General features: G+C 61.1%; 24 protein-coding genes and 1 pseudogene. 9 read left to right on the top strand and 16 right to left on the bottom strand.

Features of this window, described 5'->3' with window-relative positions:
* Positions 1-2 precede the first annotated feature (2 nt).
* Positions 3-3,200, top strand: coding sequence for an efflux RND transporter permease subunit (locus tag AC5P7E_RS18615; RefSeq protein ID WP_114618994.1), 3,198 nt, complete (start codon positions 3-5; stop codon positions 3,198-3,200).
* Positions 3,197-3,475 carry a hypothetical protein gene (locus AC5P7E_RS18620; protein WP_114618993.1) on the top strand — a complete coding sequence of 93 codons (279 nt, stop codon included), beginning with the start codon at positions 3,197-3,199 and terminating at the stop codon, positions 3,473-3,475. Before AC5P7E_RS18615 ends, AC5P7E_RS18620 begins: the two co-directional genes overlap by 4 nt.
* Before the next feature lie 30 nt (positions 3,476-3,505).
* Here AC5P7E_RS18620 and AC5P7E_RS18625 read toward each other — a convergent pair whose 3' ends face one another.
* The 9 genes and pseudogenes from AC5P7E_RS18625 to AC5P7E_RS18665 all read right to left on the bottom strand — a co-directional run.
* Positions 3,506-4,810, bottom strand: a complete 1,305-nt coding sequence (locus tag AC5P7E_RS18625) for an arsenic transporter (RefSeq protein WP_005411451.1) — start codon at positions 4,808-4,810, stop codon at positions 3,506-3,508.
* 18 nt (positions 4,811-4,828) lie between these two features.
* Positions 4,829-5,554, bottom strand: coding sequence for an arsenical resistance protein ArsH (gene arsH, locus AC5P7E_RS18630; RefSeq protein ID WP_005411450.1), 726 nt, complete (start codon positions 5,552-5,554; stop codon positions 4,829-4,831).
* Positions 5,551-5,961 (bottom strand): arsenate reductase (glutaredoxin), encoded by a 411-nt coding sequence (gene arsC / locus AC5P7E_RS18635; RefSeq protein ID WP_114618992.1) that lies wholly within the window; start codon positions 5,959-5,961, stop codon positions 5,551-5,553. The genes arsH and arsC overlap by 4 nt, the downstream gene beginning before the upstream one ends.
* A gap of 10 nt (positions 5,962-5,971) precedes the next feature.
* Positions 5,972-6,502, bottom strand: coding sequence for an arsenate reductase ArsC (locus tag AC5P7E_RS18640; protein ID WP_114619015.1), 531 nt, complete (start codon positions 6,500-6,502; stop codon positions 5,972-5,974).
* Positions 6,499-6,846 (bottom strand): ArsR/SmtB family transcription factor, encoded by a 348-nt coding sequence (locus AC5P7E_RS18645; protein WP_099484974.1) that lies wholly within the window; start codon positions 6,844-6,846, stop codon positions 6,499-6,501. Before AC5P7E_RS18645 ends, AC5P7E_RS18640 begins: the two co-directional genes overlap by 4 nt.
* A gap of 123 nt (positions 6,847-6,969) precedes the next feature.
* On the bottom strand, positions 6,970-8,058 hold the full coding sequence (locus AC5P7E_RS18650) for a UvrD-helicase domain-containing protein (RefSeq protein ID WP_114618991.1): 1,089 nt from the start codon (positions 8,056-8,058) through the stop codon (positions 6,970-6,972).
* On the bottom strand, positions 8,036-9,616 hold the full coding sequence (locus AC5P7E_RS18655) for an ATP-dependent nuclease (RefSeq protein WP_114618990.1): 1,581 nt from the start codon (positions 9,614-9,616) through the stop codon (positions 8,036-8,038). The genes AC5P7E_RS18650 and AC5P7E_RS18655 overlap by 23 nt, the downstream gene beginning before the upstream one ends.
* A gap of 245 nt (positions 9,617-9,861) precedes the next feature.
* Positions 9,862-10,314, bottom strand: coding sequence for an antitoxin Xre/MbcA/ParS toxin-binding domain-containing protein (locus tag AC5P7E_RS18660; RefSeq protein ID WP_235648920.1), 453 nt, complete (start codon positions 10,312-10,314; stop codon positions 9,862-9,864).
* 602 nt (positions 10,315-10,916) lie between these two features.
* A pseudogene (locus tag AC5P7E_RS18665) lies at positions 10,917-11,939 on the bottom strand (YifB family Mg chelatase-like AAA ATPase); the annotation flags it as partial.
* 262 nt (positions 11,940-12,201) lie between these two features.
* Between AC5P7E_RS18665 and AC5P7E_RS18670 the strand changes: the two are divergent.
* A complete protein-coding gene (locus tag AC5P7E_RS18670; protein WP_114618989.1) occupies positions 12,202-12,960 on the top strand; it encodes a carbon-nitrogen hydrolase family protein in 759 nt (252 codons plus the stop codon).
* 99 nt (positions 12,961-13,059) lie between these two features.
* Here AC5P7E_RS18670 and AC5P7E_RS18675 read toward each other — a convergent pair whose 3' ends face one another.
* The 4 genes from AC5P7E_RS18675 to AC5P7E_RS18690 form a co-directional block, all read right to left on the bottom strand.
* On the bottom strand, positions 13,060-15,759 hold the full coding sequence (locus tag AC5P7E_RS18675; protein WP_088611290.1) for an XVIPCD domain-containing protein: 2,700 nt from the start codon (positions 15,757-15,759) through the stop codon (positions 13,060-13,062).
* A gap of 41 nt (positions 15,760-15,800) precedes the next feature.
* On the bottom strand, positions 15,801-16,463 hold the full coding sequence (locus AC5P7E_RS18680) for an imm11 family protein (RefSeq protein ID WP_043034261.1): 663 nt from the start codon (positions 16,461-16,463) through the stop codon (positions 15,801-15,803).
* Between the two features lie 100 nt (positions 16,464-16,563).
* Complete coding sequence (locus tag AC5P7E_RS18685; protein WP_049460442.1) at positions 16,564-17,160, bottom strand: hypothetical protein; 597 nt, start codon at positions 17,158-17,160, stop codon at positions 16,564-16,566.
* A 43-nt stretch (positions 17,161-17,203) separates the two neighbouring features.
* Complete coding sequence (locus AC5P7E_RS18690; RefSeq protein WP_049460443.1) at positions 17,204-17,560, bottom strand: hypothetical protein; 357 nt, start codon at positions 17,558-17,560, stop codon at positions 17,204-17,206.
* Positions 17,561-18,190: 630 nt separating this feature from the next.
* Between AC5P7E_RS18690 and AC5P7E_RS18695 the strand changes: the two genes are divergently transcribed.
* From AC5P7E_RS18695 to AC5P7E_RS18715, 5 genes are all read left to right on the top strand, one after another.
* Entirely contained in the window at positions 18,191-18,793 is a 603-nt protein-coding gene (locus AC5P7E_RS18695; protein WP_114618988.1) for a DUF998 domain-containing protein, read from the top strand.
* A gap of 238 nt (positions 18,794-19,031) precedes the next feature.
* Entirely contained in the window at positions 19,032-19,361 is a 330-nt protein-coding gene (locus AC5P7E_RS18700; RefSeq protein WP_049433294.1) for a hypothetical protein, read from the top strand.
* A 438-nt stretch (positions 19,362-19,799) separates the two neighbouring features.
* Entirely contained in the window at positions 19,800-20,504 is a 705-nt protein-coding gene (locus tag AC5P7E_RS18705; protein ID WP_150359322.1) for a hypothetical protein, read from the top strand.
* Between the two features lie 677 nt (positions 20,505-21,181).
* Positions 21,182-21,484, top strand: coding sequence for a hypothetical protein (locus AC5P7E_RS18710; protein WP_049433293.1), 303 nt, complete (start codon positions 21,182-21,184; stop codon positions 21,482-21,484).
* Positions 21,485-21,684: 200 nt separating this feature from the next.
* Entirely contained in the window at positions 21,685-22,290 is a 606-nt protein-coding gene (locus tag AC5P7E_RS18715) for a hypothetical protein (RefSeq protein WP_049433292.1), read from the top strand.
* Positions 22,291-22,447: 157 nt separating this feature from the next.
* Here the strand turns inward: AC5P7E_RS18715 and arr are convergent, their stop codons facing one another.
* Complete coding sequence (gene arr, locus AC5P7E_RS18720; protein ID WP_024957926.1) at positions 22,448-22,882, bottom strand: NAD(+)--rifampin ADP-ribosyltransferase; 435 nt, start codon at positions 22,880-22,882, stop codon at positions 22,448-22,450.
* A 126-nt stretch (positions 22,883-23,008) separates the two neighbouring features.
* A complete protein-coding gene (ubiK, locus tag AC5P7E_RS18725) occupies positions 23,009-23,260 on the bottom strand; it encodes a ubiquinone biosynthesis accessory factor UbiK (RefSeq protein ID WP_005419983.1) in 252 nt (83 codons plus the stop codon).
* Between the two features lie 155 nt (positions 23,261-23,415).
* Between ubiK and AC5P7E_RS18730 the strand changes: the two genes are divergently transcribed.
* Positions 23,416-23,754, top strand: coding sequence for a P-II family nitrogen regulator (locus tag AC5P7E_RS18730; RefSeq protein WP_005411374.1), 339 nt, complete (start codon positions 23,416-23,418; stop codon positions 23,752-23,754).
* Positions 23,755-24,033: 279 nt separating this feature from the next.
* Here the strand turns inward: AC5P7E_RS18730 and AC5P7E_RS18735 are convergent, their stop codons facing one another.
* On the bottom strand, positions 24,034-24,693 hold the full coding sequence (locus tag AC5P7E_RS18735; RefSeq protein ID WP_114618986.1) for an RIO1 family regulatory kinase/ATPase domain-containing protein: 660 nt from the start codon (positions 24,691-24,693) through the stop codon (positions 24,034-24,036).
* Positions 24,694-25,056 lie beyond the last annotated feature (363 nt).

Genomic DNA, 25,056 nt, shown 5'->3' on the forward strand with positions numbered 1-25,056 from the left:
CCATGCTCGAACGCCTCATTGGTCTGTCCATCCGCCACCGCTGGCTGACGCTGGTGCTCACCGCTGCGCTAGTCGCACTGGGCGTGTGGAGCTACCGTCACCTGTCCATTGACGCCACGCCCGACATCACCAACGTCCAGGTCCAGATCAACACCCAGGCCCCGGGTTACTCGCCGCTGGAGGCCGAGCAGCGAGTGACCTTCGCCATTGAAACGGCCATGGCCGGGCTACCAAAGCTGGACTACAGCCGCTCGCTGTCGCGCTACGGACTCTCCCAGGTCACTGTCGTCTTCAAAGACGGCACCGACCTGTACTTTGCCCGCCAGCAGGTCGCCGAAAGGCTACAGCAGATCGCATCTCAGCTGCCCGAAGGGTTGGACCCAGAGATGGGTCCCATCTCTACCGGCCTGGGCGAGATCTTCATGTACACCGTGGAGGCTGAGCCCAACGCCCGCAAGCCCGACGGCACCCCGTATACCGCCACGGACCTGCGCACCCTGCAGGACTGGGTGATCCGGCCGCAGCTGCGCACCACGCCTGGAGTGACCGAGGTCAACACAATCGGTGGCTTTGAGCGGCAGATCCACATCACCCCGGATCCGGCCCAGTTAGTGGCACTGGGCTTTACGCTGAACGATGTGGTCGCAGCGGTCATGCGCAATAACCAGAACATCGGTGCCGGCTACATCGAGCGCAACGGCCAGCAATTTCTGGTCCGCGTGCCCGGCCAGCTGGCCAATCTGGACGCGATTGGGAACATCGTGCTGGACCGGCGCGATGGCGTGCCCATTCGCGTCCGCGACGTCGCTAGCGTAGGCGAAGGCAAGGAGCTGCGCACGGGTGCGGCGACCCAGAATGGCCATGAGGTCGTGGTCGGTACCGCCTTCATGCTGTTCGGCGCAAACAGCCGGGAAGTCTCCCAGGCAGCCGCGGCCAAGCTGGACGCCGCCAACGCCAGCTTGCCCGCTGGCGTGCATGCAAAGGCCGTCTATGACCGCACCGCGCTGGTGGATCGCACCATTGGCACGGTGTCCAAGAACCTGATCGAAGGCGCGCTGCTGGTGGTGGTGGTGCTGTTCCTGCTGCTGGGCAATGTGCGCGCTTCGTTGATCACCGCGGCAGTGATCCCGTTGGCAATGCTGTTCACCATTATCGGCATGGTGCGTGGCAGCGTGTCGGGTAACCTGATGAGCTTGGGCGCCCTGGACTTTGGCCTGATCGTGGATGGGGCGGTGATCATCATCGAGAACTGTCTGCGCCGGTTTGGGGAGGCGCAGCACGCACTGGGCCGCCAGCTCAATGACGAAGAGCGCTTTGATCTGACCGCCTCGGCCACGGCTGAGGTGATTCGCCCCAGTCTGTTTGGTCTAGGCATCATCGCGGCGGTCTACCTGCCGATCTTCGCGCTGTCCGGGGTGGAAGGAAAAATGTTCCACCCGATGGCGATCACGGTGGTCTTGGCCCTGACCGGTGCCATGGTGCTGTCGCTGACCTTCGTACCGGCGGCAATTGCCACCTTCCTGCGCGGCCGTGTGGCCGAGCACGACAACCGCTTGATGCGCTGGTCACGTGCCCGCTACACGCCGCTGCTGGAGTGGGCGCTGCGGCGGCGGGTCGTAGTGCTGACAGGCGCGGCCGTGCTGGTGGTGGGGTGTGGCGTGCTGGCCACCCGGTTGGGCTCGGAGTTCGTGCCGAGCTTGGATGAAGGCGACATCACCTTGCAGCCCATGCGTATCCCCGGCACCAGTCTGGAGCAGTCGGTGGCCATGCAGGAAACGTTGGAGAACCGCTTGGCCCAGTTCCCGGAGGTGGCCAACATCTTCTCCAAGATCGGCACCGCCGAAGTGGCCACCGACCCGATGCCCCCCTCCATGGCCGATACCTTTCTGATGCTCAAGCCCCGCGACCAATGGCCCGACCCGCGCAAACCCAAGGCCGAGCTGGTGGAAGAGCTGGAGGCGGCGGCCAAGGAGATCCCGGGTAGCAACTACGAGTTCACTCAGCCCATCCAGATGCGCACCAACGAATTGATCTCCGGCGTTCGCTCGGACGTTGCGGTCAAGGTCTACGGCGACAATCTTGACCAGCTGACCCGCCTGGCCAGCCGGGTCGAGCGCGTCATGCGCGGGGTCCCCGGCGCCGAAGACGTCAAGGCGGAGCAGGTTACTGGCCTACCACTGCTCACCATCACGCCAGATCCAGCGGCATTGGCGCGGTATGGATTGAATCCGGGTGACGTGCAGGACACGGTGGCAACCGCCATCGGCGGTAGCGTCGCTGGCCAGCTGATCGAGGGCGACCGCCGATTCGACCTGGTGGTGCGTTTGCCCGAATCGCTGCGGCAAGACCCGGCTGTGCTTGCGGACCTGCCCATTCCACTGCCGGAGAGCACCAGTATCGATGAGTCCAGCCGCGTAGCCGCTGGTGCCAACGGTGGGCCTCGCACTGTTCCACTACGAGAAGTGGCGAAGATACAGGTAGAGCGCGGGCCCAACCAGATCAATCGTGAGAACGGCAAGCGTCGAGTGGTGATCACCGCCAACGTGCGTGAGCGTGATCTTGGCGGATTCGTTGGCGATCTGCGTACCCGCATCGGCCAGGATGTACCGCTTCCAGAGGGGTACTGGATCGATTATGGCGGCACGTTCGAGCAGCTGATCTCGGCCAGCCAGCGCTTGGCGGTAGTTGTCCCGGTCACATTGGCGCTGATCTTCGCCCTGCTGTTCATGGCCTTCGGCTCGGCCAAGGATGCCGCCATCGTGTTCAGTGGCGTTCCCTTGGCATTGACTGGTGGCGTAATCGCCTTGGCTCTACGCGGAATTCCGCTGTCAATCTCTGCGGGCGTAGGCTTCATTGCGCTTTCGGGCGTGGCAGTACTCAATGGCTTGGTCATGATTGCCTTCATCCGCCGACTGCGTGAGCAAGGCGACGCCCTCGAAGATGCTGTCCGGGATGGCGCCCTGGGGCGACTACGACCGGTCTTGATGACTGCCCTGGTGGCTTCCCTTGGTTTCCTGCCGATGGCTTTGAACGTAGGCGCTGGTTCTGAAGTACAGCGGCCGCTGGCCACGGTCGTAATCGGCGGTATCGTGTCCTCGACCGCGCTGACGCTGTTGGTCCTGCCGGTGCTGTACCGCTGGCTACATCGCGACCGCGGCAGCCGTGGCGATGGCGCCATCCAAGATCCCTCAACCTCATGAACGAGATCAATTTGGAAGAGGTCCGGGCAGCGATGTTCACGGACCCGAGCGTGAAAGCAGTAGACGGCCTGCGGCTGGTCCCAGGCCCGGCAACTGGCCGCGCGATTGTGGCCACGATCACTGTCGCTGCCCCCTCGGCGGACCTTGACGTGGTCCACGCTGTGATCGCCCGGGTACTTTTCGATCAATTCGGCATCGAGCAGGCAGTGCTTTCTTTCAACGACCCTGGGCCGGCGCCGCCGCGACCCACGACGGCGCCATTGAAGAAATTGTGATCGCTGCGACTCTCCTGAGTGCCTACGCAGTTATCGTGTAAACGGCAGCCAAATCCAAAGCGCGATGAGCGTGGTCAGCAGGACGGGGGGCGTCAGGATGAGCCCTACCTTCATGTACTGCCCCCACGTAATCCGTTGGCCTTTTCCGGCAAGGACATGCAACCACAGCAGGGTCGCTAGCGACCCAATTGGGGTCAGCTTGGGACCAAGGTCGTTGCCCACGACGTTGGCGTAGATCATCAGCTCGCGCGTGGCCGTCGATACGTTCGCCCCATCGATAGCAAGCGCACCGACCAGTGTCGCAGGCATATTGTTCATAATGGAAGCGAGAGCAGCGACCGCAAAGCCCGTACCAATCGTTGCCACGAAGCTACCCTGCGTTGCCAACCACTCTAGGATTGCACTCGCCGCGTCAGTCAGCCAGGCATTACCCAGTCCGTAGACGACTAGATACATGCCGATCGAGAACAGCACGATCTGCCAGGGTGCGTCACACAGGATCTTGGTCACAGCCATTGTGGCGCCCCGGCCTCCAGTCGCCCAGCGGCCTGCAATACCCATCAGCACTAGTGCAGCTGCACCCGTCACCAAAGCAATAGGAACGCCGAGCGGCCCGGTTACGAAGTACGCAATCAGTAGCAGTACTAGAAGAGGCAGCGCTGCGCGAAAAACTGCCACGTCGCGTATCGCGTCGCGGGGCGCTTCTAGATCCTGGACTGGATACCTACTGGGGATGTCGCGCCGGAACCAGAGCCATAGGACGATCAAAGTAGCTCCGACCGATACCAGGTTCACCGGCACCATGATCGCGGCGTAGCGCCCAAAGGACACGTCAAAGAAGTTCGCTGTAACGATGTTGACCAAGTTGGAGACAATGAGCGGAAGGCTGGCGGTATCGGCGATAAATCCGCAGGCGACCGTAAATGCCAGCGCGCCGGCAGGCGGGAAATTCAAGCGCAACAGGATCGCAAGAACAATCGGAGTCAGCAGAAGAGCCGCGCCGTCGTTGGCAAACACTGCAGCAATTGCAGCTCCCAGCAGGACAATGAGCGGAAAAAGCTTCCGACCATTGCCGCCGCCCCAACGGGCCACATGCAGGGCGGCCCACGCGAAGAAACCGGCTGCGTCGAGAATGAGAGAGATGATGATAAGAGCGACGAAGGTGAACGTTGCATCCCAGACAATTCCCCACACCGTTCCAACATCGTTCCACCCGACAACCCCAGTGGCTAAAGCAACGGCGGCACCGGCGAGTGCCGACCAGCCTATGCCAAGCCCGCGAGGTTGCCAGATCACGAAAACAAGAGTGACGATAAAAATCGCGAGAGCAAGCATGTAACCCACCGTTGGAAGTCAGATAGAGCGCTGATTGACGCGCTTGGAAAGCTCATCGGCGCTCTCAACGCGCTCGGAATAGCGATCAACGAGGTAGGCTGCGCGTCCTCGTACGAGCCAGGTGAACTTCACTAGCTCCTCGCATACGTCAACGACACGCTGGTAGTAGGCCGATGGCTTCATGCGCCCGGCCTCATCGAACTCCTGGAAGGCTTTGGCCACGGATGACTGGTTCGGGATGGTGACCATTCGCATCCATCGGCCAAGTACACGTAGCTGGTTTACTGCATTGAAGCTCTGCGAGCCGCCGGAAACCTGCATGACGGCCAGAGTCTTGCCCTGTGTCGGTCGCTTGGCACCGTCGGCCAGAGGTATCCAATCGATCTGAGCCTTCATAATGGCGGTCATGGCGCCGTGACGCTCAGGGCTGACCCAGACCATGCCCTCGGACCAGTACGCGAGCTCGCGAAGTTCGCTCACCTTAGGATGATCGGGAGACGCGCCGTCGGGCAATGGCAAGTCGTGCGGATCGAAGATACGCACATCGCAGCCGTACCAGCGTAGAAGCCGACCGACCTCCTCTGCGAGCAGGCGGGAAAAGGAGCGTTCACGCAGTGAGCCGTAGAGGATGAGCATCCGCGGTGGATGGATCGGGTCGCCAAGCCCGATGAGGGCGTCTACGTCGATCGGCGCAAGTTGTGTGGGGTCGATGTTTGGCAGATCTGCCGCAATGCGATCAATCACGGTGACGTCCCGGTTGTAACGATCTCGCCATCTTCCTTGGTAAAGGAAGACACGGGGTTCGCCAGCAGTGCGAGCACTTTCTCAGACGGTCGGCACAATGCAACGCCACGGTCGGAGACCACGATTGGACGGTTGATGAGAATGGGATGAGCCATCATCGCGTCCACCAGCTGGTCGTCGGTGAGGCCAGGGTTGTCCAGGCCCAACTCCTCGTATGGCGTTTCCTTCTTGCGCAGGAGGTCGCGAGGCGTGATGCCCATTGCGGCAATTAGTTCGACAAGTCTCTCGCGCGTCGGCGGTGACTGCAGGTACTCGATGACCTGCGGGTCTTCGCCCGACCGGCGCATCATTTCCAGAACGTTTCTGGACGTGCCGCAGGCCGGATTATGATAGATCGTTAGTGTCATGATGGATCCCTCAAGCAATGTCTGGTCGGGAGAACGAAGTGCCTTCGAGCTGGCCAATTGCGCAGACTTGCGCTGTCAATGCTGCTCGAGACAGCGTATGGAGTGGCAGCGCGACGAAGGCTCGGATGCGGTTTTCCAGGTACATCAGCGCCTTTCGGAAGGCGGCGCGTTGCCACATTTCCCCGTGAGCTTCGCGGATGGGATCCTCGATACCCCAATGCCCCGTCAATGGTCGCCCGGGCCACAGTGGGCACGCCTCGCCAGCAGCGTGGTCGCAGACAGTGAAGACAAAATCCATGCGGGGGGCACTTGCCGCGGCAAACTCCTCCCATGCTTTGGACCGCAGGCCTTCGACCGGGTAGTTGGCCTCGTGCAGCGTCTCAATCGCCAGCGGGTGGACCTCGCCCTTGGGGTGACTGCCGGCAGAGAACGCGTTGAAACGGCCATCGCCAATACTCCGCAGGGCGCTTTCCGCCAGTATCGATCGCGCAGAATTGCCCGTGCATAGGAACAGGACGTTGAAGGGCTGAATAAGGCTCATCCGCAGGTCTCCGAGGTACATGGGCGGGCGAGTTTGAAGAGGTCACCGCAAATCTCGGGAGTCCCGGAGCAGCAGTCCTCAGTCAGAAACGCGAGCAGTTGGCGCATGTGCTCATAGCTAGCGGCGTACAGCACGCGCCGCCCGTCTCGCCACGAGCGCAGCAGGCCAGCTCGCTCCAAGGTCGAGAGGTGAAAGCTCATGCGTGGTGGCGCGATCGCGAGAGCTTCCGCAATTTCGCCGGAGGGCATGCCATCCGGGCCAGCACGAACCAGCATCCTGAATGCAGCTAGGCGATCAGACTGGGCGAGCGCAGAGAGTGCGAGGACGGCGGAATCATCTTTCATGTCTAAATCCTACAACTATTCTTGTAGGATGCAAGTGTCTGGCCGGCGATCCCATCTCCGGACGTACCTGTCCGGAATCGAGGTCTGCTGCGTGTCCTGCGAGCTACCGCTCCGCTAAGGCGTTTAGGATTGAGGCGTATAGAGCTGGTGGCCCAGAAGCGCGCACGTGCCGTTATACACAAACGCCACACTCTGCCTCGCCCGGGTAAAGGCCACGTAATACTTAGGTGGCGCCGTTATGCGTGACGCATCTGCAGTGCGCAGGTACTGCGTCAAAGGCCCATTAGGGAAGATGAGGACCCGGCTGTAGGTGCGTCCCTTGGACTGACCGAAGTTCATCGCTGGTAGGCCGTCGCATGCCTGCCGTCGGTCATGCCGCAGCACGGTCGGGGCAAATTCCTGCATGTACGCAGTGACATGCTCGGGCGCGACAAGGTAGATGCCATCGTGACCGGTCAACTGATCATTGCCTGATTGGGTCCGGGGCATCTGCGGATAGAGCGCGTCGGCCAGATCACACAGGGCCTGCACGCATCGCAAACTCGTGAGGCGGTGATCGATCTGGCACAGGCCTTGCGACTCCCAAAGCTGGAATAACGTCGCCAAGTTCGGTCCGCGGAACTGGCTGTACCGAGGCGCGTAGTTGGTGGCGTAGGTCGCTTGGCGCGTGTCGCCCACTAGCGTAACGCCGATCGGGCTCTTCAACAGGCGCTCAATAAGATCTAGGTCGTAGCCAGCCAAGTCCTGCACTTCATCAACGTACACTTCGTCGTACATGTTCGCCAAGCGCGAGATGACCTGACCTTGAGTGAGCTCATCGCACCGAACGGCGAAATCGGAAGCCCGATCCGAATACATCCGGTCGCCTGACAGGTAGTGGCGGGCTACATGCGAGCGGGGTGCCCGGTTGTTCGTCCGTCCTTCAACAAACAGAATCGATTCGACCCTTGGCTCGCGGCACAATGCCGCCTGATAGGGTCGAATGCACTCGCGTAACAGAAATCCGTACCAGCTATACAACGTGACATTCGCAGGCACCGCGCCGGCTTGGGCCTCGAATGAGCGTCGGATCTCTTCGAGATTCTCCAAGGTATAGGTGAGCATAGCGACGCGGCGCTGTGGCCGCTCCAATGCCTGGCGAACCAGCAAGGTAGTCTTGCCAGAGCCGGCTGCCGAAAGCAGTACTCGGTTAGGCGATAGCACGCTGGACATAGTCCGGGAAAGTGATCGAATGGGGGCTGTTGAAAATGGCTAGGGCCGTATCGGTCTTGTGACCTTTCATGTACTTGAGCAACGCCACCTCGTCGGCGAATGACTTGACCAGCACGGTGTTCAGCTCGTCCAATGAGTTGGCTTTAATGAGTTGCTCTTCCAACGATGGGGCGCTCTCGTCAGAATCGTAGTAGATGGCATTGGGGAAGTCGGCATATCGCTCTTGCACCAGCGCGATATCACCATCGTTGTCGGTGACGACTCTGGCCTGAATACGCAGGCGCTCCGCAATCTGCAAGAAGCGTTTAAACGCCAGTGATTTGACCGAGATGATGTCCACGCCGCGCGCCAATGGCGCTACGCCGTGGTGATCAAAGTAGGCACGTTGCACGATCAGCTCGTCGGACGGGCCCTCCACCAGAATTGCCTGCTTGGCCAGAATCAGTCGCAACGTGTCATGACCAGGAAGCTTCATGAAGTAATCGTGCGTATCATGCGGCAACTGATCCAGTTTCATCTGGCCTTGGGCGCTGAACAGGATCACGTTGTCCACGCCCAGCTTGTTCAGAACGAAGCTGCTGTGGGTTGCGATGACCACCTGCTGCGTCGTGGAGAGCGCTGAAATCTTGTCAATCAGCTGGCTCATGCCAGAGAAGGAGAGGTGGTTCTCCGGCTCTTCGATTAGCAGTACATGCGCCGACCCTGCAGCATGCATAGCCAGCTTCATCTTTACTGCGCTTTGCTCACCCTTGCCAGCTTGGGTGAAAGGAAGCTCATCCAGGTACGGTGACAAGCTTGTTTCCCACGTTGAGCGCGGTGAAGAGTCCACGCCAACCGTCAGTGCTTTGTGACTGATGTCTCCTGTGTGCTGAGTGAGATAAGCATTAATGGCGGCCACGTCGTCCTCTTCCGAGAAGCTTTGCCGCATGCGGCGAAAACTCAAAGATAGCGAAACGCGCTGCGCTGGGGTAAGCGCCTGTTCGATGATGCTGGCGATATAGCGATCGGCTCCGGACAGTGTCTTGATACCGTGGGTGTCGATGATAGTTGAATCGAACGGGATGGTACGAGCGGTGACGCCGTTGTTGGCAAAGGAGTACCAGCGCACCGTGTAGTATTCCACTGGGAGGCTGGTCGCGCCCTGGTGTTGCTGCAGGTAGGCGTTGAATTCCTCGCGATAGTCGTCGCTAAGCTCGACCAGCAATCGGACGCCTGCACTGTCTAGACCTAATGAGTTGTTGGTGCCGCGCAAGGACGCCAGCGCGGGATCGTTCCCCAAATAGGCTTCAATGGAGATCCTGGGCGGTGACGCAGGCGTTCCTGCGCGCAGAGCCGCTAAGTACTCCTTCACCGTTGGCTGGTGAAAAAGATAGGGTGTGAGCTCGTAGGTGAGGTTGCGACCATACAGCTGCCCAGTTATTACTGCGTGGATCGCTTCCAGCAAGGTGGACTTTCCCACCTCGTTGTCACCAACCACAAGGTTCATGTGCGCATTGAGCTGCAGATTGAGGTGACGAAAAGACTTGAAGTTATCGATAACAATACGTTCGATCGGCATGCTCCATCCCCCAGTGGACTATCCTGTCTCTACAGAACTTTACGCGGCTCTTAAGAACGATGCCAACTGGACTGGATTTGGAAAGAATTTGTTCTGGACAGGCCTGGCGGGCACAGAAGGTAAGCCATCAAAGACTGCTAAATGAACAGGATCCATCGTCTTCGTTCGTCTCACGTATCGGCTATGCGGTTTGGTGGTTGTGACGAGGTGGTGGTTATAGTCCCGACTTTCTTAGCGGTGCTCGGTCACAGACTGCTGGACGTCGTCGGAGCTGTCAGGGAGGCGGCGATTCCCTGGGCCTCTAGATAGTCACGAACAGTGGCAAGGTCGTTGAGTTGACCAGAGCACATGAAGGCCAAGGCCGGGGTCCCCTTGAATGGTGCTGCGCTGTTGGGGCGTCGTAGCCAGCTGTCAGCTTGCTGCTGATCAGGGAAGAGGATGTGCAGTGCCTGGTATATGCCGAGCGCATAGCTGATTCGCTCGAGTGTTTCTGGCCAAAGGCCGTCAGTCACTCCCGCCTCTAGCTGTGCACAAGCAACGTCGATGGGCCTACCCAGGATTGCCGACTGCTCATGAGCGCTTAGTTTCCAAACTTCTGCCATCTTGGTAAACGCGCGCAGAGCAGGTCCTTCCAGGCTGGTGGCGTCACTGGCGATTGGGTAGATCATCCCTCTGGCCTGGGGGAGCAGATGAGTCATGCTACTCCCGTTTCACTCACCGCACCCTCAGCGATGCGCCGATTGAATAAATAGTTGGCCTACATAGGCGGGCGATGCTCATGTCATCTCGACCGTTCGGTGCGAGGGAGGCCTAACAGCCCCGCTTCGGTCGACGGTCTGGCAGCCGACTGCCTGCCGGCCGCACGTCTGCATTCTATTTCAACGACACGTGGTGGCTGGTAGTGAACAACGTGGTGTGACCCCTTCAGGACCTATAAACAATGAAGGGGACAACAGTGACTACTGGGCCTCTATGCCCTGCCGCAATAAGCCTTATAGGGAAGGCGCCGGCGATGGATTTCACGGCGTCATTGGGCTTGGAAGGGGAAATCCATCACAAATGATCCGAGCAGCTCCGCACCGCGACGCTGGGCATTAGCCTGCAACGTTGGATAGATGGCTGGTTCGTCGTGATCAAGACGACGTTAGCTGTAGAGGTGATGCATCTGTTGTGCGGTAGTTCATCAGCGATGCTGGCAGTCATCTCATGCTGTATGACCACTCTAAATGAGCAGTCATTTTTCTATCTATATGAAACAAAAGGAAAAAATGTCTTAAATGATACGGGCCGCAGGCACTAGTGAGATCAGTTGGAACCGCGCGGGGTACTGTACGCTGCGTGCCGCGCGGGCGATGCGGATGTGGCCGGACTCGAGTGGCTCGCGCAGGGTTTCCAGTGCGCTGCGGTTCCACTCTGGAAGCTCGTCAAGGAAGAGGACTCCATGGTGGGCCAGTGATATCTCACCGGGGCAGGGCGGGTTGCCCCCACCCACCAGCGCCGCCGCACTGGCACTGTGATGCGGTGCCCGAAAGGGCCGCTGCCGCCACCGTCGCGGGTCCAGTCCTTCGCCACTCACCGATGCAATCGCGGCCAGCTGCAGCGCCTCAGTCTCTTCGGTATCCGGCAACAGGCTGGGCAGGCGCGAAGCCAGCAGTGTCTTGCCGCAGCCAGGACTGCCGATCAACAACAGATGGTGCCCACCGGCGGCAGCCACTTCCAATGCGCGTCGTGCATGCGCCTGCCCGCGCACGTCGGCCAGATCGGGTAGTGGCAACGGTGTCGTGTCCACGCGTTCCACGGGCGGCAACAGGCGCGGATTGCCCAACCCGGCGCAGCACTCCAGCAGCGTACGCGCTACACGCACATCGGCATGCTCGGCCAAAGCTGCCTCTGCGGCATTCCCTGGCGGTACCACCAAGATGCGACCGGCTTCAGCGGCGGCAATCGCGGCCGGCAGTGCACCGGCCACCGGCCGCAGCTCGCCGGTCAGCCCCAGCTCGCCCAGAAACTCGTATTGAAGCAGCGACTGTGGATCGACCTGGCCGCTGGCCGCAAGAATGCCCAAGGCAATCGCCAGGTCGTAGCGCCCGCCTTCCTTTGGCAGGTCGGCGGGCGCCAGATTCAGGGTGATGCGCCGCTGTGGAAAGTCGAAGCGAGCGCAGAGCAGGGCGGCACGCACACGCTCGCGGGATTCGCGCACGCTGGTTTCGGCCAGGCCAACGATCTGGGTGACAGGCAGGCCGCCAGAGAGATGCACTTCCACCCGCACCAGCGGGGCATCGACCCCGGCGCGGGCACGGCTGTGGACCAGCGCCAGGCTCATGTGTGGTTTCCTGCGGATGGATGTTCGATGGTGCGGCAGGCATTCGGCACGGCGCCATCGGGCATTGCGGGTGAAACGGCTAGGGGGATTCCGGTCAAGGGCGATCCTTCGCTCTGAATAGTCATCGCTGCGCATCAGGAGTCGCCTCGCTGAAGCGTCAAAATCGCGCCTCGATCCCCGATGGATGCACTCAACCGGCGGTTGCATAATCAGCGTACGAGGCGGTTCTTGCTTCGGCCTGCGTCTGAGTAGAGAGGATGGAATGAAGATTGTTGCAGCACAGATGCGATCAGCCCCTGGCGACATCGATGGCAATATCGAACGGCACGTGCACTTCATTGAACGGGCCGTCTCGTGTGGCGGTGCGGCGGTCTTCTTTCCGGAGATGTCGCTGACCGGCTATGAGCCGCGGTTGGCCGAACAGCTGGCAATGACCCCAGATGACGCGCGTCTGGAGGTATTCCAGTCTCTGAGCGATCGGCACCAGATTCTGGTCGCAGTCGGTGGGCCGTATCGCGGCAACGATAGGCCGGAGATCGGCATGTTCGTCTTCCGCAGCGGTCAGGCACCGGCTGTCTACACCAAGCAGATGCTGCATGCCGACGAACTGCCTTATTTCAAGGCAGGAACCACGTCCCTGTCAGTAACCCTTGGAGAGGAAATTCTTGTCCCCGCCATCTGCTTCGAGTCGCTACAGATGGAAAGTGCATTGCGGGCCAAGGACGCGGGAGCGACGGTCTACGTTGCCAGTGTTGCAAAGAACATGATCGGTATGGAGCAGGCTCACCGCCACTACGCAACAGTCGCGCGGGAGCTTGGGATGATCGTGTTGGTATGCAACGGCGTGGGCCATGCCGATGGATTCGAGATGACGGGAGGGTCCGCCGCCTGGGACAACAGGGGGGCGCTGAAGTGCCGCGCCGGAACTGGAGACGAGGCATTGGTGGTGTATGACCTCGCAGATCAGAGCGGTAGTGCCGTGACACTCCCAGCAATGGGCACGCTCGGGAGTGCGGGCTAACGCCCGGAAGGCTTGAGATGTTCGGAGGGAGCATTCGCCTGATTCCGTCCAGGCAGGAACCCTGGCGTTCTCATGAAGAACCCAAGCGTCACGTTGCCATCAACCCAACCGCGGCCCCTGCCGGCTCTCTTCCTGCTGCCGTTCCTGCGCTTGTGCCAGCTGCTGCGACTGCTCCCGATCCTGAGCGCCGAGGCTCCGGTTGGCCGCTGCATACTGCTGCTCCGGTGCGACCGCCAGGGCCTCCTGTGTTGGCATCTGCACCCGGTTGGCGGCGGGGTCCGATGACGCGCCCGGTCCTGAGCGCGTCACGAACAGCGTGGCGCCCGCAGCACGGGTTTCGGTGGCCTCACTCAGTGCCATGTCTACCTGGTCGCCGGGCTTGAACCCGGCTTCTGCTGCAAGCCGGTAGGCGCTGGCCAGCAGGCGGTCGCTGCTCTGGTCCCACGGCTTGTTGTTCTTCTCATCCAGCATGGCTACCGACGAGCGAAGCTGTTCCAGCAGCCCGCTGCCATCTGGGCGAAGGGCCGTGCCGTGGTGCCGGTCTACGTCAGCGTCGTGCTGCGTGGCAGGCCTGGAGGTGTGTGGCGGCGATGCACTCGGTGCGGGCTCAGGTGAAGTTGGCGCGCGCGGCAGGGCATCCGCGGGCTGCTGCTCCGCAGTCGAGCGCTGCACGTGTGCCTGGGCAATCTCCTGTGGCGTGGTGACGCAGACGATCTGCATGCGTTCGTCATCTTTCCCGGCCAGTGTGGCCAGCGAGCCATCCTTCTGTACCTGCAGCATGAACGTACCGAAGTCGGGCACGGCGCGTGCATGATCCTGTGCAACGGCGGCTACGGCATCATCAATCTCTTCGGCACTGCGCACAATGCCGGCACTACGGTAGGCGTCCACCACCTGGCCGCGCAGGCCGTATTCGGTTGGCGTGGGGTTGGCCCGGGCGATGTCGGCCATGGACGTCAGCTCCTGTACGCCGGCCTGCTGGCTCTGGCGCGTACGATTGAGCTCCTCGACGATGCTGCCCTCGGCCAAGTTGGTGCCATACACCCAACCCGGCGTTTGCCACTGCCCGTTGGCGTCCTGCGTGTACTTCTCGCCGTTGGAAGCGCGCAGGGGCTGCGTCTGGGTGAGCGCGTTGGTGATCACCTCCGGTACCGGCTCAATGGTGGCGAACTCGTGCCAGTTGTACTGGTTGAACGCCACCTGGTAACGGGCGGCAAGCGCCTCCGGCGTGTTCAAGGCGTTCTGGGCAATGATGCGCAGCGATTCCCGTTCCAGTTGGCCCGATTTTTCCGGGCTGACAGGCACGCTGTAGTCAAAAGGGACGCGTCCATCAATCATCGCGTGGATGGAGAGGTTCCATTCGCCGTTGTGCGGATTGCGCACGTAGTGGCGGTTGGTTTCAAACGGCTCGCGCGGCGGCGTGCTCTCGCCGCCTGCATCAAGCTTGAAGGGGTTCTGCGGCTTGGGCAGGTTGGCCATGCCCAGTGAATATGAGTCGTTGGCGGCCTTGTAGTTCAGCTCATCCAGCAGCCGGCCACCGGCGACCATCGTGATCTCGCGGTAGCTTCCGTCGGGCTGCGGTGTGCGCACGCTGCGGCTCCAAGTGCCCTTGGCATCTTCCGGATCGCGGCTCCATTCGTTGCCGCTGCGGTCCACCTGGGTGTAAACCGCCTTCTTGTCCTGGTACTGAGCCCAGTACTCACCGCCGAAGCCACCGGCCACGCCGCCCAGCAGCCCGGTAGCCAGCGCACCTGGCCCGGTCCACGATCCGGTGAACAATCCGTACCCCGCGCCCAGCAGGAAGCCGCCACCGAAGCCGCCTGCAGTGCGCCCCACGAAGTGGGTGGCCGCGGATTTTGCGCCGGCGTTGTTGCCCTCGCTGTGCAACTCGGCCACGCGGTGGCCGGTGATGGCGAAGTCCACGGCCAGTGCGGCAACACCCGCGGCCCCGAGTACGCGCGCGCCGGTGATCTGTCCGCGCGCGGCGGCAGCTTCGGCGGCGCCTTCCGCAGCGCCAGCGCGCCCAGCAGAGCCGGCCAGTTCCGGAGCGGTGGTTGCCGGGCCAGGGCGCACGATGGTCAGTGGCATCTCCGGGTTGAACGCCGTACGCACGCGGGCCGCGGTGTGCTCGCTCAGCGGCAGGCGGCCGCCCTGGTTGGCCTCCTGGATTGCGGTGCCCAACGATGCGCGGCCCCCCCAGCGCTCGCTCAGGGTGGAGTTGCCGGATTGGTCGATGGCATCCAGCGCCGCCGTCACGTTGGCTTCGGAGTGGGTGACGCCGCGCCAGCGCAACTCGGTCGGGTTGAGGGTCTTCAGTTCCGCAATCTGCGCGGCGTGGGTGCGCTGGTAGCCGTCCAGATCGGCGAAGAAGGTGCGGATCCTGGCGTTGGCTTCGGCCGGGGTCATGTTCTCCGGCGTGTTGGTGACCAGGTCGCCGTTGAGGATGCCGGCGCGAAGCGTGAACTCCAGGTTCTGGATGCGGGCAGCCATACGCTCGGCGGCGGCAGCGCGCACATCCGGCGCAGAATCCTTCGCCAACAGCGCTCGGCCATCGTAGGTTTCTGCGAGGTCGTCGAGAACGAACTTCAGTTGATCCGAGTACGCACTCAACGGGCCGCCCGAGTGCGGCGATATACCCAACCGGGTTGCCAGCGCGGGGTTCGCGGGCAGGTTGAGGATGTTGTCGGAACCGTGGAGCGTGAAATGACCACTCCTGGCAAGCGACTTCAGCAGCTGGCTTTGTTCGAACGCATTCTGTTCGATCAGATGGTGTCCCTGGAAAACCGGTGTGTCGGCCATGCGCACCACCTCATTCAAGAATCCGTTTGAAGGAGCTCGTCCTAGAGATCGGCTACATCGCGCAGCCGTACGCCGGAGAAGTTGGCGGCATTCAATGCATCAAACATCGCGCGGTCGCAGATGGGCGGTGCGCCCATGCGATCCTGGCGGAAGATATGGGCATCACCCACAACGTCCTGTTTGAACACCAGGCTGGCGCCGCCGACGAGGCTGTAAAGCTTCTCGTCCTCGCCGGTCTGATAATTGTGGTCGAGCTTGATTCTCACGCGGGACGAGGCTTCATCCAGGGCGTCGAGCCTGCGCAGCACATTGCCCAGGTAGTACTGGGGCCCGGGGCTGCCGTCGGCAAGGCTGAAGTCGCAGGCCACAAAGACAAACGCCTGGGGGTCCATCTGCTCAAACAGCTGCTTCAACGGTTCCGACACAATCCAGATGCCAGCGAGCTCTTCCAGATCGCGTGGCATTGCGCCCTTCTCGGGCACATGAACCAGGTGGGGGCGCTCCGGATACTGGCCTGGCGTTCCATCAGGACGCGAGATGACATTCATCCCCGGATCGATCAGCTTGTCTTCGTTGGCGATCTCTATACCGGGTACCCCGCCGTTGCTCAGCAAGCCTGCGTCGATCAGGAAGAATTCGCCCTTGTGAGATGCGGCTTCGGCTGAAACTTCAGTGGCGGTCGATTCGGTCACGGGGGCTTCCATCATGGATGCGTGGGCAGAACGGGAAAAACCGTTGAGCCGATGCTAGCGGGGCTTCTGCGCAGCCACAAGTTGCGCCGAAACGGTGCCGAGGGCACGTGATTCACGCGGCTCTTTTGGAATTTCGGAACAATGCCGAGGATGATGCAGCCATTCCTTCCACTGCCTGCAATGGTCTGCTGGATAGGCGGAATGACGAGGGAGATTCCAGCCGAGGGTGGCCTGGGTCCCTGAACACGCAGCGCTGGTCATCAGGCACCGACCTGTCAAGGCGCCCAAGCCGTGCCTCAACCCACGAAGGCCCCGCACTTTCCACCAGCAACCGCCCCTGGCTCTGGTGCAGATCCAGCCAACGCTCGAAGCTGGTGCGCAGACGCTCGATGTCCGGCGCCCGCCACCGTGCATCGGCAGGCATGCGGATCAGCACGCGCGAGGGCGCGTTCTCCACGTCCATCACCAGCACGCCCTTGCACCGGATCTCGAAGGACGTCGCCCCGGCATGGCGCGTGTGCAGTTCAAAGCCCTCGTGGGCCTTCGCGGTCACGAAGCCAAGCGCATCACTGTGCAGCAGGCGGTAATCGGCCGGCCGCAGCTTCTGGTAGGCCCACACCTGATCGCCCGCAGGCTCGGGCCACCCCATCCACACCGCCGCCATGATCGAGGCGCACACCGCCGCAGCGGCAAGGCCGTGGTTCTTCATTTGTCACCCCAGACACAGGCAGAAACGTACGCGCCACAAGCGCTCAGTCCTTGGGCCGTATCCGTTCGTGGATGAACGCGGTAAGCGCCAGATCGGCCATCACCAGCCCCTCCATCACCCGGTCGCCCACGTACTGCTCAGGCTCACCGTTCTGGCGCGTGCGCTCGGCCGCCAGCAGGATCTCCTGCACGATGCGCTGGCCGGTGAGCGCGCAGTCGGCGTCGGACAACGCCATCTGCCGGCTGCGCAGGTGGTGTCGCTCGGGCCAGGGCTGGCCGTCGGCCGCAGCGCCCGCGCCGATGGCGTGCAGGATGGCGATGAGGCTGTTGGGATCCAGGGCCGGGGCGGCCGAGGGCGCTTCCTGGACCGGGCGCGGGGGAGGGGAGTGCGGCGTGGTCATGGCAGGCTCCGTGCAAGCAGGCAGAAGCCGCCACCGATAAAGGTGGCGGGCAGAGCGTGGCTCGAAAACCGGTTGCTAGACAAAGCCGGCGGGCACGAGGCCCCCACGCCCCGCCCGCCATAGCCGGCAGACGGATTGCCAGCCGGCACCACGTGCGGTGGTGCCGGCTGGCAAGCGCAAACTTACGTCTAGCAATCCGGGTTTTCGAGTCCCGACCACCGATGCACGGTGGCGCAGTAACGATTACCTGCTGTTGTGCGGAATGCCAACGGGTAGGGGTCAATGCCGCCAAAACCCGAGACGCTTTTGGCATTGTCGCATAGCCCCGGATGCGGCGAGAGCCTTGGCGTGCTTGGCGCAGCGGCACTTCTGGAACGGAGTCGTCAGAACCTTCGGTCAGAGATGTAGGGCGCGGCAAATGCGACAGCATTGGTCTGACGGTCGCTGATGGATGCCGCGTAATTCGCCTCCATGCGTGAGTGACTTTCTGCCTATTGACCCCGTGGGGCGTCACGCAGAATCTGACTACCGTTGTAGTCACCAGGAACTGTCCTGCCCGCAGCAGGAAGGTTCTGCGGCGTTTGAACGGACTCCACCCACTGGCGCAGGCCGCTACAAGGATCACTGTACGTGTTACGCCGCAATCGACTTCTTCTGTCTGCGGGTCTGCTCCCGCTTCCGTGGTTCCTGTTCTGGACCAGCGTTGCTGCCCTGTTCGCGCCGGGTTACAACCCGCTTGCCCAGCACGCCAGCGAGCTGCTGCAGGCGCCAACGCTTGCAAGCATTTGCGCCAGGATCGCCGCCATCGGCTCTGGCGTAGGCTTCGTGGCGTTTGCCATCGGGACATGGCGGGAGTCCGGTCGCCGAATTGCAGTAGGTGCAATCTGCTGGTTGGTCTTTGGCATTTCCATGCTGACCAACGGGCTCTGGCCCATGGGCCATCCGATGCACGGCTTCTACACCATCGGTATCGCCAACATCATTGCACCGGCGATGTCGCACATCGAACTGAGCGCGTGGTCGGCCAACCGAAGGGCGTACGCCGTGACCGCTATGGTGAGCATCGCGGGCATCGTCTATCTCTGGTTGAACGTGGTGGGAGCGGATCCGGAGGGATTCAGGGGGCTGACACAGCGGCTGTTCTCGTCGATCAACTCGCTGTGGCCATTCCTGGTAGCGCTGTATCTGGTGCGCAGGGGTTCAAGCGCGCTGAAGGCAGAGCCTGCGCATTGATGGGGGCGCGCGACAGGAACATAGAGGACCGATCAAGGACTTCTCGATTCTCCGGCCCCAGCTCAAGGTGATCTTCTCGGGATTCATGCCAGGGTGTCCATTGTTCAAGCCGTGGGTGCTCTTCAACCATCTGTTCCTTGATGCTGGCACCACGGGTGGTAAGAGGGGAAAGGTCGTGCGCGCCTTCTGCTATAAGTAGGGACCGCGCCCAGAGGGCCTTTTGGAAGATTGTGGGCTCATGGAGTTGTACTGGCGCTTGTTCACCAGTTGCACATCGCAGCAGGCGGCTCTCAAGGTCGCGGCGCGGATGTTTGAGCAAGCAGGTCTTGAAGTCAGCAATCTCCACGCCGAGCCATATCACAAGGGCGGCTTCATGGTGAGTGCCTGCTCCCGTCATGCTGCGCAATCGTGGCCTGAGTTTGTGGTTCTTGCCCTGGCTTCGGCACAGTGCACCGGCTGCGGATGGCTCCTGAGTGGTTTAATTGCGGAAGAGCTGGATGCTTGGTCCAATCATTCCTTGGTTTCCGGTGTTTCGTCTATCCATATCCAGGCGGAAGGGCGGGAGTGACGAATCGCTGGAGTAGACCAAGGCCAATAGCCTGCAATCATCTTGCAGCAGCTTGGCAAGGGCCAAGCTTGAAAATCGCGCGTCGCGTATCTAGCCGGCCTGATGGAGCTCAGGCTCTCGCGCCGGTGTTCCGCGATAAGGAAGACTCTTGCGATTGATGTCCGCTCCTGGCCGAAAGCGGACGCCCCCGTCGGGGACGGGATCATTGATCTCTTGGTAATGTCCGCTACCAACCCGATGCGGCTATTGGTATTGATGCCGCCGCCGAGCCTACCACTGGGTCCGGTTATACGCAGGCTTGTTAGTCGGACCTGATCGCCCTAACATCGAGCCGTTTCAAGGGGGGGGGGGAGCCAACCATACGGCACTTTGTGGATAAGTCGCGTAGCCAGCCCCGCGGAGCCGTTTATAAGATAATTGGACAGCACAGAGGGAATCGTGGGCGAGACTAACCGTAGAAAGCCGAAGGGAAATGACAAGCATCTAATCCTTCACTACATAATTGTCTTTGTATTGTATGCGATCGCGGTACTCATCGCGGTTAAGCTTCTTGCTTTGCCCGCCGCTCACAAAGACTTCATCACCTCACTATCCAGTGCAGCGATACTGGCAACACTGGGATCAGCCATTGCGACAGTTGGTTCGCTTTGGTCTGGAGATCGCACGACCAGAATTGCCTTGGATGTTGACATCCTTTTCAAGGATATCTTCAAACAGGAGGCATGGAGGAGATGGCCGTTCTTGCTTCGCTCCGGGAGCAGAAAGCTCCTAGATGGGGGTGTCCACGAATTTTCGCTCAGCAACCCTGTCATACCCTTAAACGTGGGTAGCCACAACATCAAAATTACGCTTCCAACGGTTCAAGAAGATTTTTTTGATCTGCCGCTGTTCTTAAACCTATATCCACTTGTTAGGTATAGGAATGCTGCACATACAACAATATCCAATGCGCCGAAGGACTCAATATTCCCAGAGAATAAGCTGAATCCATGGGATCAGTACATGGCGTATGAGTGTCTTACGGATATATGGATCAGTGTTTTTGTGTTCAGGGCGTCAAGATATGTCGTCCATTTCGGTGCAGCACTCACAATAAGTAGCGCTATTATTGGTGGCCTTGCCGCCTCGGCGAGTGCTGCCTAAAAATCCGTCCAAGCCAGCGCCGCCTCGCGGCGCGGCCTAATTCCAGAGTTAGGCGCTAGAAAGAATTCCGACTTTCAAAGTCGTGCTGTCCGGCCATGGAATCGACATGCCAGCTTAAGGCACGCCAGTGGTTGGATTTTCTACCACCAGGCTGATTCGTGCTGCAAACTCGGCGGCCGCGGAAAATTACGCCATGCACCTTGTTCTATGTTCTATCGGAATGGCAGCCCGGCAGCCCCTATGCTGCCGCCAACCGCGGTTTCGCTCCAGCACTGACAGTGGAGGATTCTCTCCCCGTTGGCTTTCTGATTGGAACATTCGGGCGCAAGCCCGCTGGCTATACATTCTATAGCCATGAAGATTAGACTCAAGAGCTCAGCGTCCTGCAGATAATCGCCGCGCATCTTAGTGACCGCTTCTGGCCGAAAGCGGACATCGGGCCCAGGCCGACCGGAGGGAAGGATGGCAATGTCGGCTGCCAACCCATATCGGCTACTGGTTCGGCAGCCGAGCCTATCGCTCGATCCGGTAATACGCCGGGTTGTTAGCCGGACCCAGTCACCCTAAGATCGAGCTGTATCAAGGGAAAGGCCCACCATGCGGTGCTTTGTGGGTAAGTTGTATGCCCGGACCCACGGGTCCGTCTACTAGGTAGTTGGACCGCTAAGGATTGCTCAGTGAACTCTTTGGTCTTTGCTTTTCAGATTGAGTTTTTCGTGGCAACGCTATGTGCATTTGTAATTTTTTACATGCAGGTTCGTGGCTATCGCAAGCACAGGAAGCAGTTCTTCGTCACTTTGGCAATCTCAACTTTATTTGCGGTAGCCGCCACCCTTATGAGGGCGCTCCCATACTTTCTTCAGATGCCTGAAAGCCAATCGGTCATGGTGTACTGGCTATCTGTCCCGCTAGCTATTCTTGCCACTGCACTTGCCACATGGGGCAGCGTCCAATTCTTTCAGGCATTCGATGATAAATAGCAGGCTGGCATCGCCGTCCAACAAATTGTTCAAACCGACGCCGCTTCGCGGCGCGGCTTGATTCTGGCGTCGAGCCGTCCAAGCGCTCGTCCTTTCCATTGAACTACCTTCGTAGTGCCATCAAGACTGGAGACAAGGGTCGCATCTATCTCGCTTTGGCGGTTGCTCTCCAGTAGAAAGGCAAGGAATCCAATCCCACCATGAATGCTTCACCCAAGCCCATCATTCTTATCCCGCTGCTATGTGCGGTTTCGAGCCTCGGCGTGGTGATCGTCCTGGGTCGATCGTCACTGTTTGTGCCGCACGCCTGGTTGAACTCGGCTCGACCACTGGTATGGCTGGGAGTCTCGGTCCTGATGATTGCAGCAATCGCCGTGCGCATGCATTTCATTAAAGATCCACAGAACTCCTTCTCGAAGCATTTTCTGCTTTTTACCGTTGTTTCCCTGGGGATGGGATTTCTGGCACAAGAAGTGGCGTCCGGCGCTGCGTCGTTGTTGAACAGGTTCGGCGCGGACCAGCGCTCACAGTGCTTTGTACTTGTGAAAGTCAGCAGTAACGCAAGTGGAAACGTTCAGCGGGTGATGAATGCTGATGTCCGGCTTCCGGGAGATGACGCACGGGCTCTGCGCCATCTGCAGTACACCCCGGAATCTGCCGACCTTTCCCAGCTCAAGGGTGGGGATAGTTTCGAAATGCGCGTATTGGACGGGGCCTTCGGTTACACGGCATTGCGTGGGCAACGCCCGAGCGCAGGCTGCAGCGACCGCTCTCCTGTCGCGGATGGGCAGTCCCGATCTTTGTGATCACAGCATTTGCTTTTGGCCGGTAGCTGGCATCGACGGGGCGCGCGTACTGGTAAAGACTCGGAAAAGGATAACTGGATTCCCATGACAGCATTCTCGGGTCGGATATCCACGAAGCCGATGAAGAAGGGCGCGACGCTCCGTGCCCAGTAGTTCATCAATTGATGATCTCCCCACTCCCCGAAGCAACAAACGCCTTCAACTGCCGAACGAACTCCGCGTCGTAGAGCTCCCACTCCACAATCTCCCCAACCACCCGCAATGGCTGCGCACTCCGATATGACTGCGTCGGATTCCCGGGAAATTTCTTGTTGGTCACATTCGGATCGTCTTCAAACGGCCCGGTCGGCTCCACCACATATACGCGCGGCCGTCCTTCGCCCCTGGCCATCTCCGCAGCCAACCCGGCGCCCTTGGCAATCGTGGTGAAGTAGACGTGGTTCATCACCACGCTGTCGCGATAGTTGGAGCGGAAGCCCGCGCTCAGCAGCTCGCCCACCGCCAGATTAGCGCGGGTGCCGTGATAGAACGGTCCGGCGACCTGGTCGCAGGTGTCATGCGAAACGGGTGTCCAATCGGTGTCCTGCGCCATCGGCACTGCCCCTGCGTGTCCTGCCGGATCGACAGGCCGGCGAGTCTAGGGTGCCCGGTGGGCCTTGCTGCAAGGCCCCATCCGGGAAATAATCTGTGAACGGGAGGCGCGGTGCGCCTCCTTTTTTCATTCTGCGGCGCCGCGCCCTTCCAGCTCGCGCACGGCCGTTTCCAGCGCATCCAGCTTTTGGCGGGTCTTCAGCAGCACGGCGCGCTGTACTTCGAACTCCTCGCGGGTGACCAGGTCGAGCTTGGCCAGGCCGGCCTGCAGCGCGCTCTTGAAGGTGGCCTGCAGTTCCTCGCGCGATTCGCGCAGGCCCGGCGGCACCAGGTCGCTGAGGCGACGGGCGAGGTCATCGATTTGGTTCAGGTCGATCATGGGGTGCTCCGTGGGGGTGAGCCCGTGCATCCGGCGCGGGCAGGCCATTCGGGCACAAGGATACTGCTGGCACCCACTGCCCGGACAGGCCGCAGCGGCTTCGCACGGGCCTCGTTCAGGCGCTATCCTCCACGCCGGAAGACAGGAGATAGACGATGAAGATGGTCATGGCGGTGATCAAGCCGTTCAAGCTCGACGACGTGCGCGAAGCGCTGGCCGAGCGTGGGGTCACTGGCATCACGGTGACGGAAGTGAAGGGCTTTGGTCGCCAGAAGGGCCACACCGAGCTGTACCGTGGCGCGGAGTATGTGGTCGATTTCCTGCCGAAGGTGAAGCTGGAAGTGGCGGTGACCGATGACCAGGTGGAGGCCGTGGTTGAGGCCATCGTGAAGGCCGCCGGCACCGGGAAGATTGGTGACGGCAAGGTGTTTGTGTACGACCTGGGCAGTGTGGTGCGTATTCGTACCGGTGAGTTGGACGCGGACGCGTTGTAAGCGCGCCGCGGGCTGCCGGCACACGACAGGGATGCCGGAATGGGACGAGGTAGAGTCGACTGTTAGTCGACTTGCGCGCGCAGCGCGGGGTTTTTCGGCTTCGGAACGAAGAGCAGTCGACTAACAGTCGACTCTACCTGATAAGGCGCACACAGCCGCCGAGATGTCGTCCCCATCGGCGCACGCACCCCCCGAGGCATCGTCCCCGTCGGGGCACGCAGCCCCCCGGCGCTGTCCCATCTCATCTCGCGATCCATCGCCGCCCGAAAGACGCGGCGCTTACCGCCGCTTGGCCCACTTGTAGAACCGCTTCCAGCCCTGCCGCACGGCCGCGACCCAGCCCGGGTCGGCCACCAGTGCAGCCTGCGCGGCGCTCGGCGCCTGGCCGGTCACGCGCTGACGGATCTTCAGTAGGTTCTTCATGTCGCTGCGGCTCAGTTGCCGGCTCAGCGGGTTGCGGCGCAGCCAGCGTGGCGCGCGCCAGGCCGAGGTGAAGTCCAGCAGCACCGGTACGCCGCCGCTGACTACCACGTTGGTGCCATGCAGGTCGTTGTGGGTGATGCCGGCGGCGTGCAAACGGCTGAGCGCGTGCTGCAGCTGCTCGAACACCTCATTGCCGACGGCCTGTGCGTTGCTCAGGGTCTGGCCGGGGATGAACTCCATGCCCAGCGCCAGGCCACCGAGGGTGCCGAGCAGCGCGGGGGCGTGCTTCCAGCCGCCGAGGCGCTGCAGCATGCGAGCCTCGCGGCGCACCATCAGCCGCGCGATCAGCGAAACGGGGGTGCCGCGGTAGCGGGAGTAGTCCTTGATGACCGCCTCGCGCCCGTCCAGGCAGGTGCGGTAGACATCCGGGGCCAGGAAACGCTCGCCGCGCTTGAGCAGCAGCGGGGAGGCGGCGTCATCGCCGCAGGAAGAGGATGGCAGGGCAGGAAGATGCATGTCGGGGTCTCGGACGACCCGGTGGGTGGCGCAAAGCGTCAAGCGAACCGGTGTTACAGGGAGTTACTAAGTTTTCGTTAATTTTAGTACTCGCCAGTTCGCTATTCCACGATTTGTCGGAGAAATGTCAGGGGCGTGGCTGGAACAGTTCGTCGCGCTCAATCGGACAATTATGTCTCACTTGGTCGACGGTTCCTTCCGAATCAATAGGTTGGGCGTAGCATCGGTTCGTTCATCCGCGGCCCGCTGAACGTCGCGCACGTCCGGCTTGACCCCGACGCACGGCCTGCCGACCATAAGCTGTTAATTCGCGACATCGGCGGCCGCACCCTTCGGCACGTCCCGTTCCCTGCCGCGTTCCTT

The sequence above is a fragment of the Stenotrophomonas sp. YJH_SMC_25 genome (assembly GCF_059369595.1).

Excerpts from the sequence above, each read along its gene's own strand:
- AC5P7E_RS18615 (WP_114618994.1), top strand. The coding sequence starts at position 3 with ATGCTCGAACGCCTCATTGGTCTGTCCATCCGCCACCGCTGGCTGACG.
- AC5P7E_RS18620 (WP_114618993.1), top strand. The coding sequence starts at position 3,197 with ATGAACGAGATCAATTTGGAAGAGGTCCGGGCAGCGATGTTCACGGAC.
- AC5P7E_RS18625 (WP_005411451.1), bottom strand. The coding sequence starts at position 4,810 with ATGCTTGCTCTCGCGATTTTTATCGTCACTCTTGTTTTCGTGATCTGG.
- arsC (WP_114618992.1), bottom strand. The coding sequence starts at position 5,961 with ATGACACTAACGATCTATCATAATCCGGCCTGCGGCACGTCCAGAAAC.
- AC5P7E_RS18640 (WP_114619015.1), bottom strand. The coding sequence starts at position 6,502 with ATGAGCCTTATTCAGCCCTTCAACGTCCTGTTCCTATGCACGGGCAAT.
- AC5P7E_RS18645 (WP_099484974.1), bottom strand. The coding sequence starts at position 6,846 with ATGAAAGATGATTCCGCCGTCCTCGCACTCTCTGCGCTCGCCCAGTCT.
- AC5P7E_RS18650 (WP_114618991.1), bottom strand. The coding sequence starts at position 8,058 with ATGTCCAGCGTGCTATCGCCTAACCGAGTACTGCTTTCGGCAGCCGGC.
- AC5P7E_RS18655 (WP_114618990.1), bottom strand. The coding sequence starts at position 9,616 with ATGCCGATCGAACGTATTGTTATCGATAACTTCAAGTCTTTTCGTCAC.
- AC5P7E_RS18660 (WP_235648920.1), bottom strand. The coding sequence starts at position 10,314 with ATGACTCATCTGCTCCCCCAGGCCAGAGGGATGATCTACCCAATCGCC.
- AC5P7E_RS18670 (WP_114618989.1), top strand. The coding sequence starts at position 12,202 with ATGAAGATTGTTGCAGCACAGATGCGATCAGCCCCTGGCGACATCGAT.
- AC5P7E_RS18675 (WP_088611290.1), bottom strand. The coding sequence starts at position 15,759 with ATGGCCGACACACCGGTTTTCCAGGGACACCATCTGATCGAACAGAAT.
- AC5P7E_RS18680 (WP_043034261.1), bottom strand. The coding sequence starts at position 16,463 with ATGGAAGCCCCCGTGACCGAATCGACCGCCACTGAAGTTTCAGCCGAA.
- AC5P7E_RS18685 (WP_049460442.1), bottom strand. The coding sequence starts at position 17,160 with ATGAAGAACCACGGCCTTGCCGCTGCGGCGGTGTGCGCCTCGATCATG.
- AC5P7E_RS18690 (WP_049460443.1), bottom strand. The coding sequence starts at position 17,560 with ATGACCACGCCGCACTCCCCTCCCCCGCGCCCGGTCCAGGAAGCGCCC.
- AC5P7E_RS18700 (WP_049433294.1), top strand. The coding sequence starts at position 19,032 with ATGGAGTTGTACTGGCGCTTGTTCACCAGTTGCACATCGCAGCAGGCG.
- AC5P7E_RS18715 (WP_049433292.1), top strand. The coding sequence starts at position 21,685 with ATGAATGCTTCACCCAAGCCCATCATTCTTATCCCGCTGCTATGTGCG.
- arr (WP_024957926.1), bottom strand. The coding sequence starts at position 22,882 with ATGGCGCAGGACACCGATTGGACACCCGTTTCGCATGACACCTGCGAC.
- ubiK (WP_005419983.1), bottom strand. The coding sequence starts at position 23,260 with ATGATCGACCTGAACCAAATCGATGACCTCGCCCGTCGCCTCAGCGAC.
- AC5P7E_RS18730 (WP_005411374.1), top strand. The coding sequence starts at position 23,416 with ATGAAGATGGTCATGGCGGTGATCAAGCCGTTCAAGCTCGACGACGTG.
- AC5P7E_RS18735 (WP_114618986.1), bottom strand. The coding sequence starts at position 24,693 with ATGCATCTTCCTGCCCTGCCATCCTCTTCCTGCGGCGATGACGCCGCC.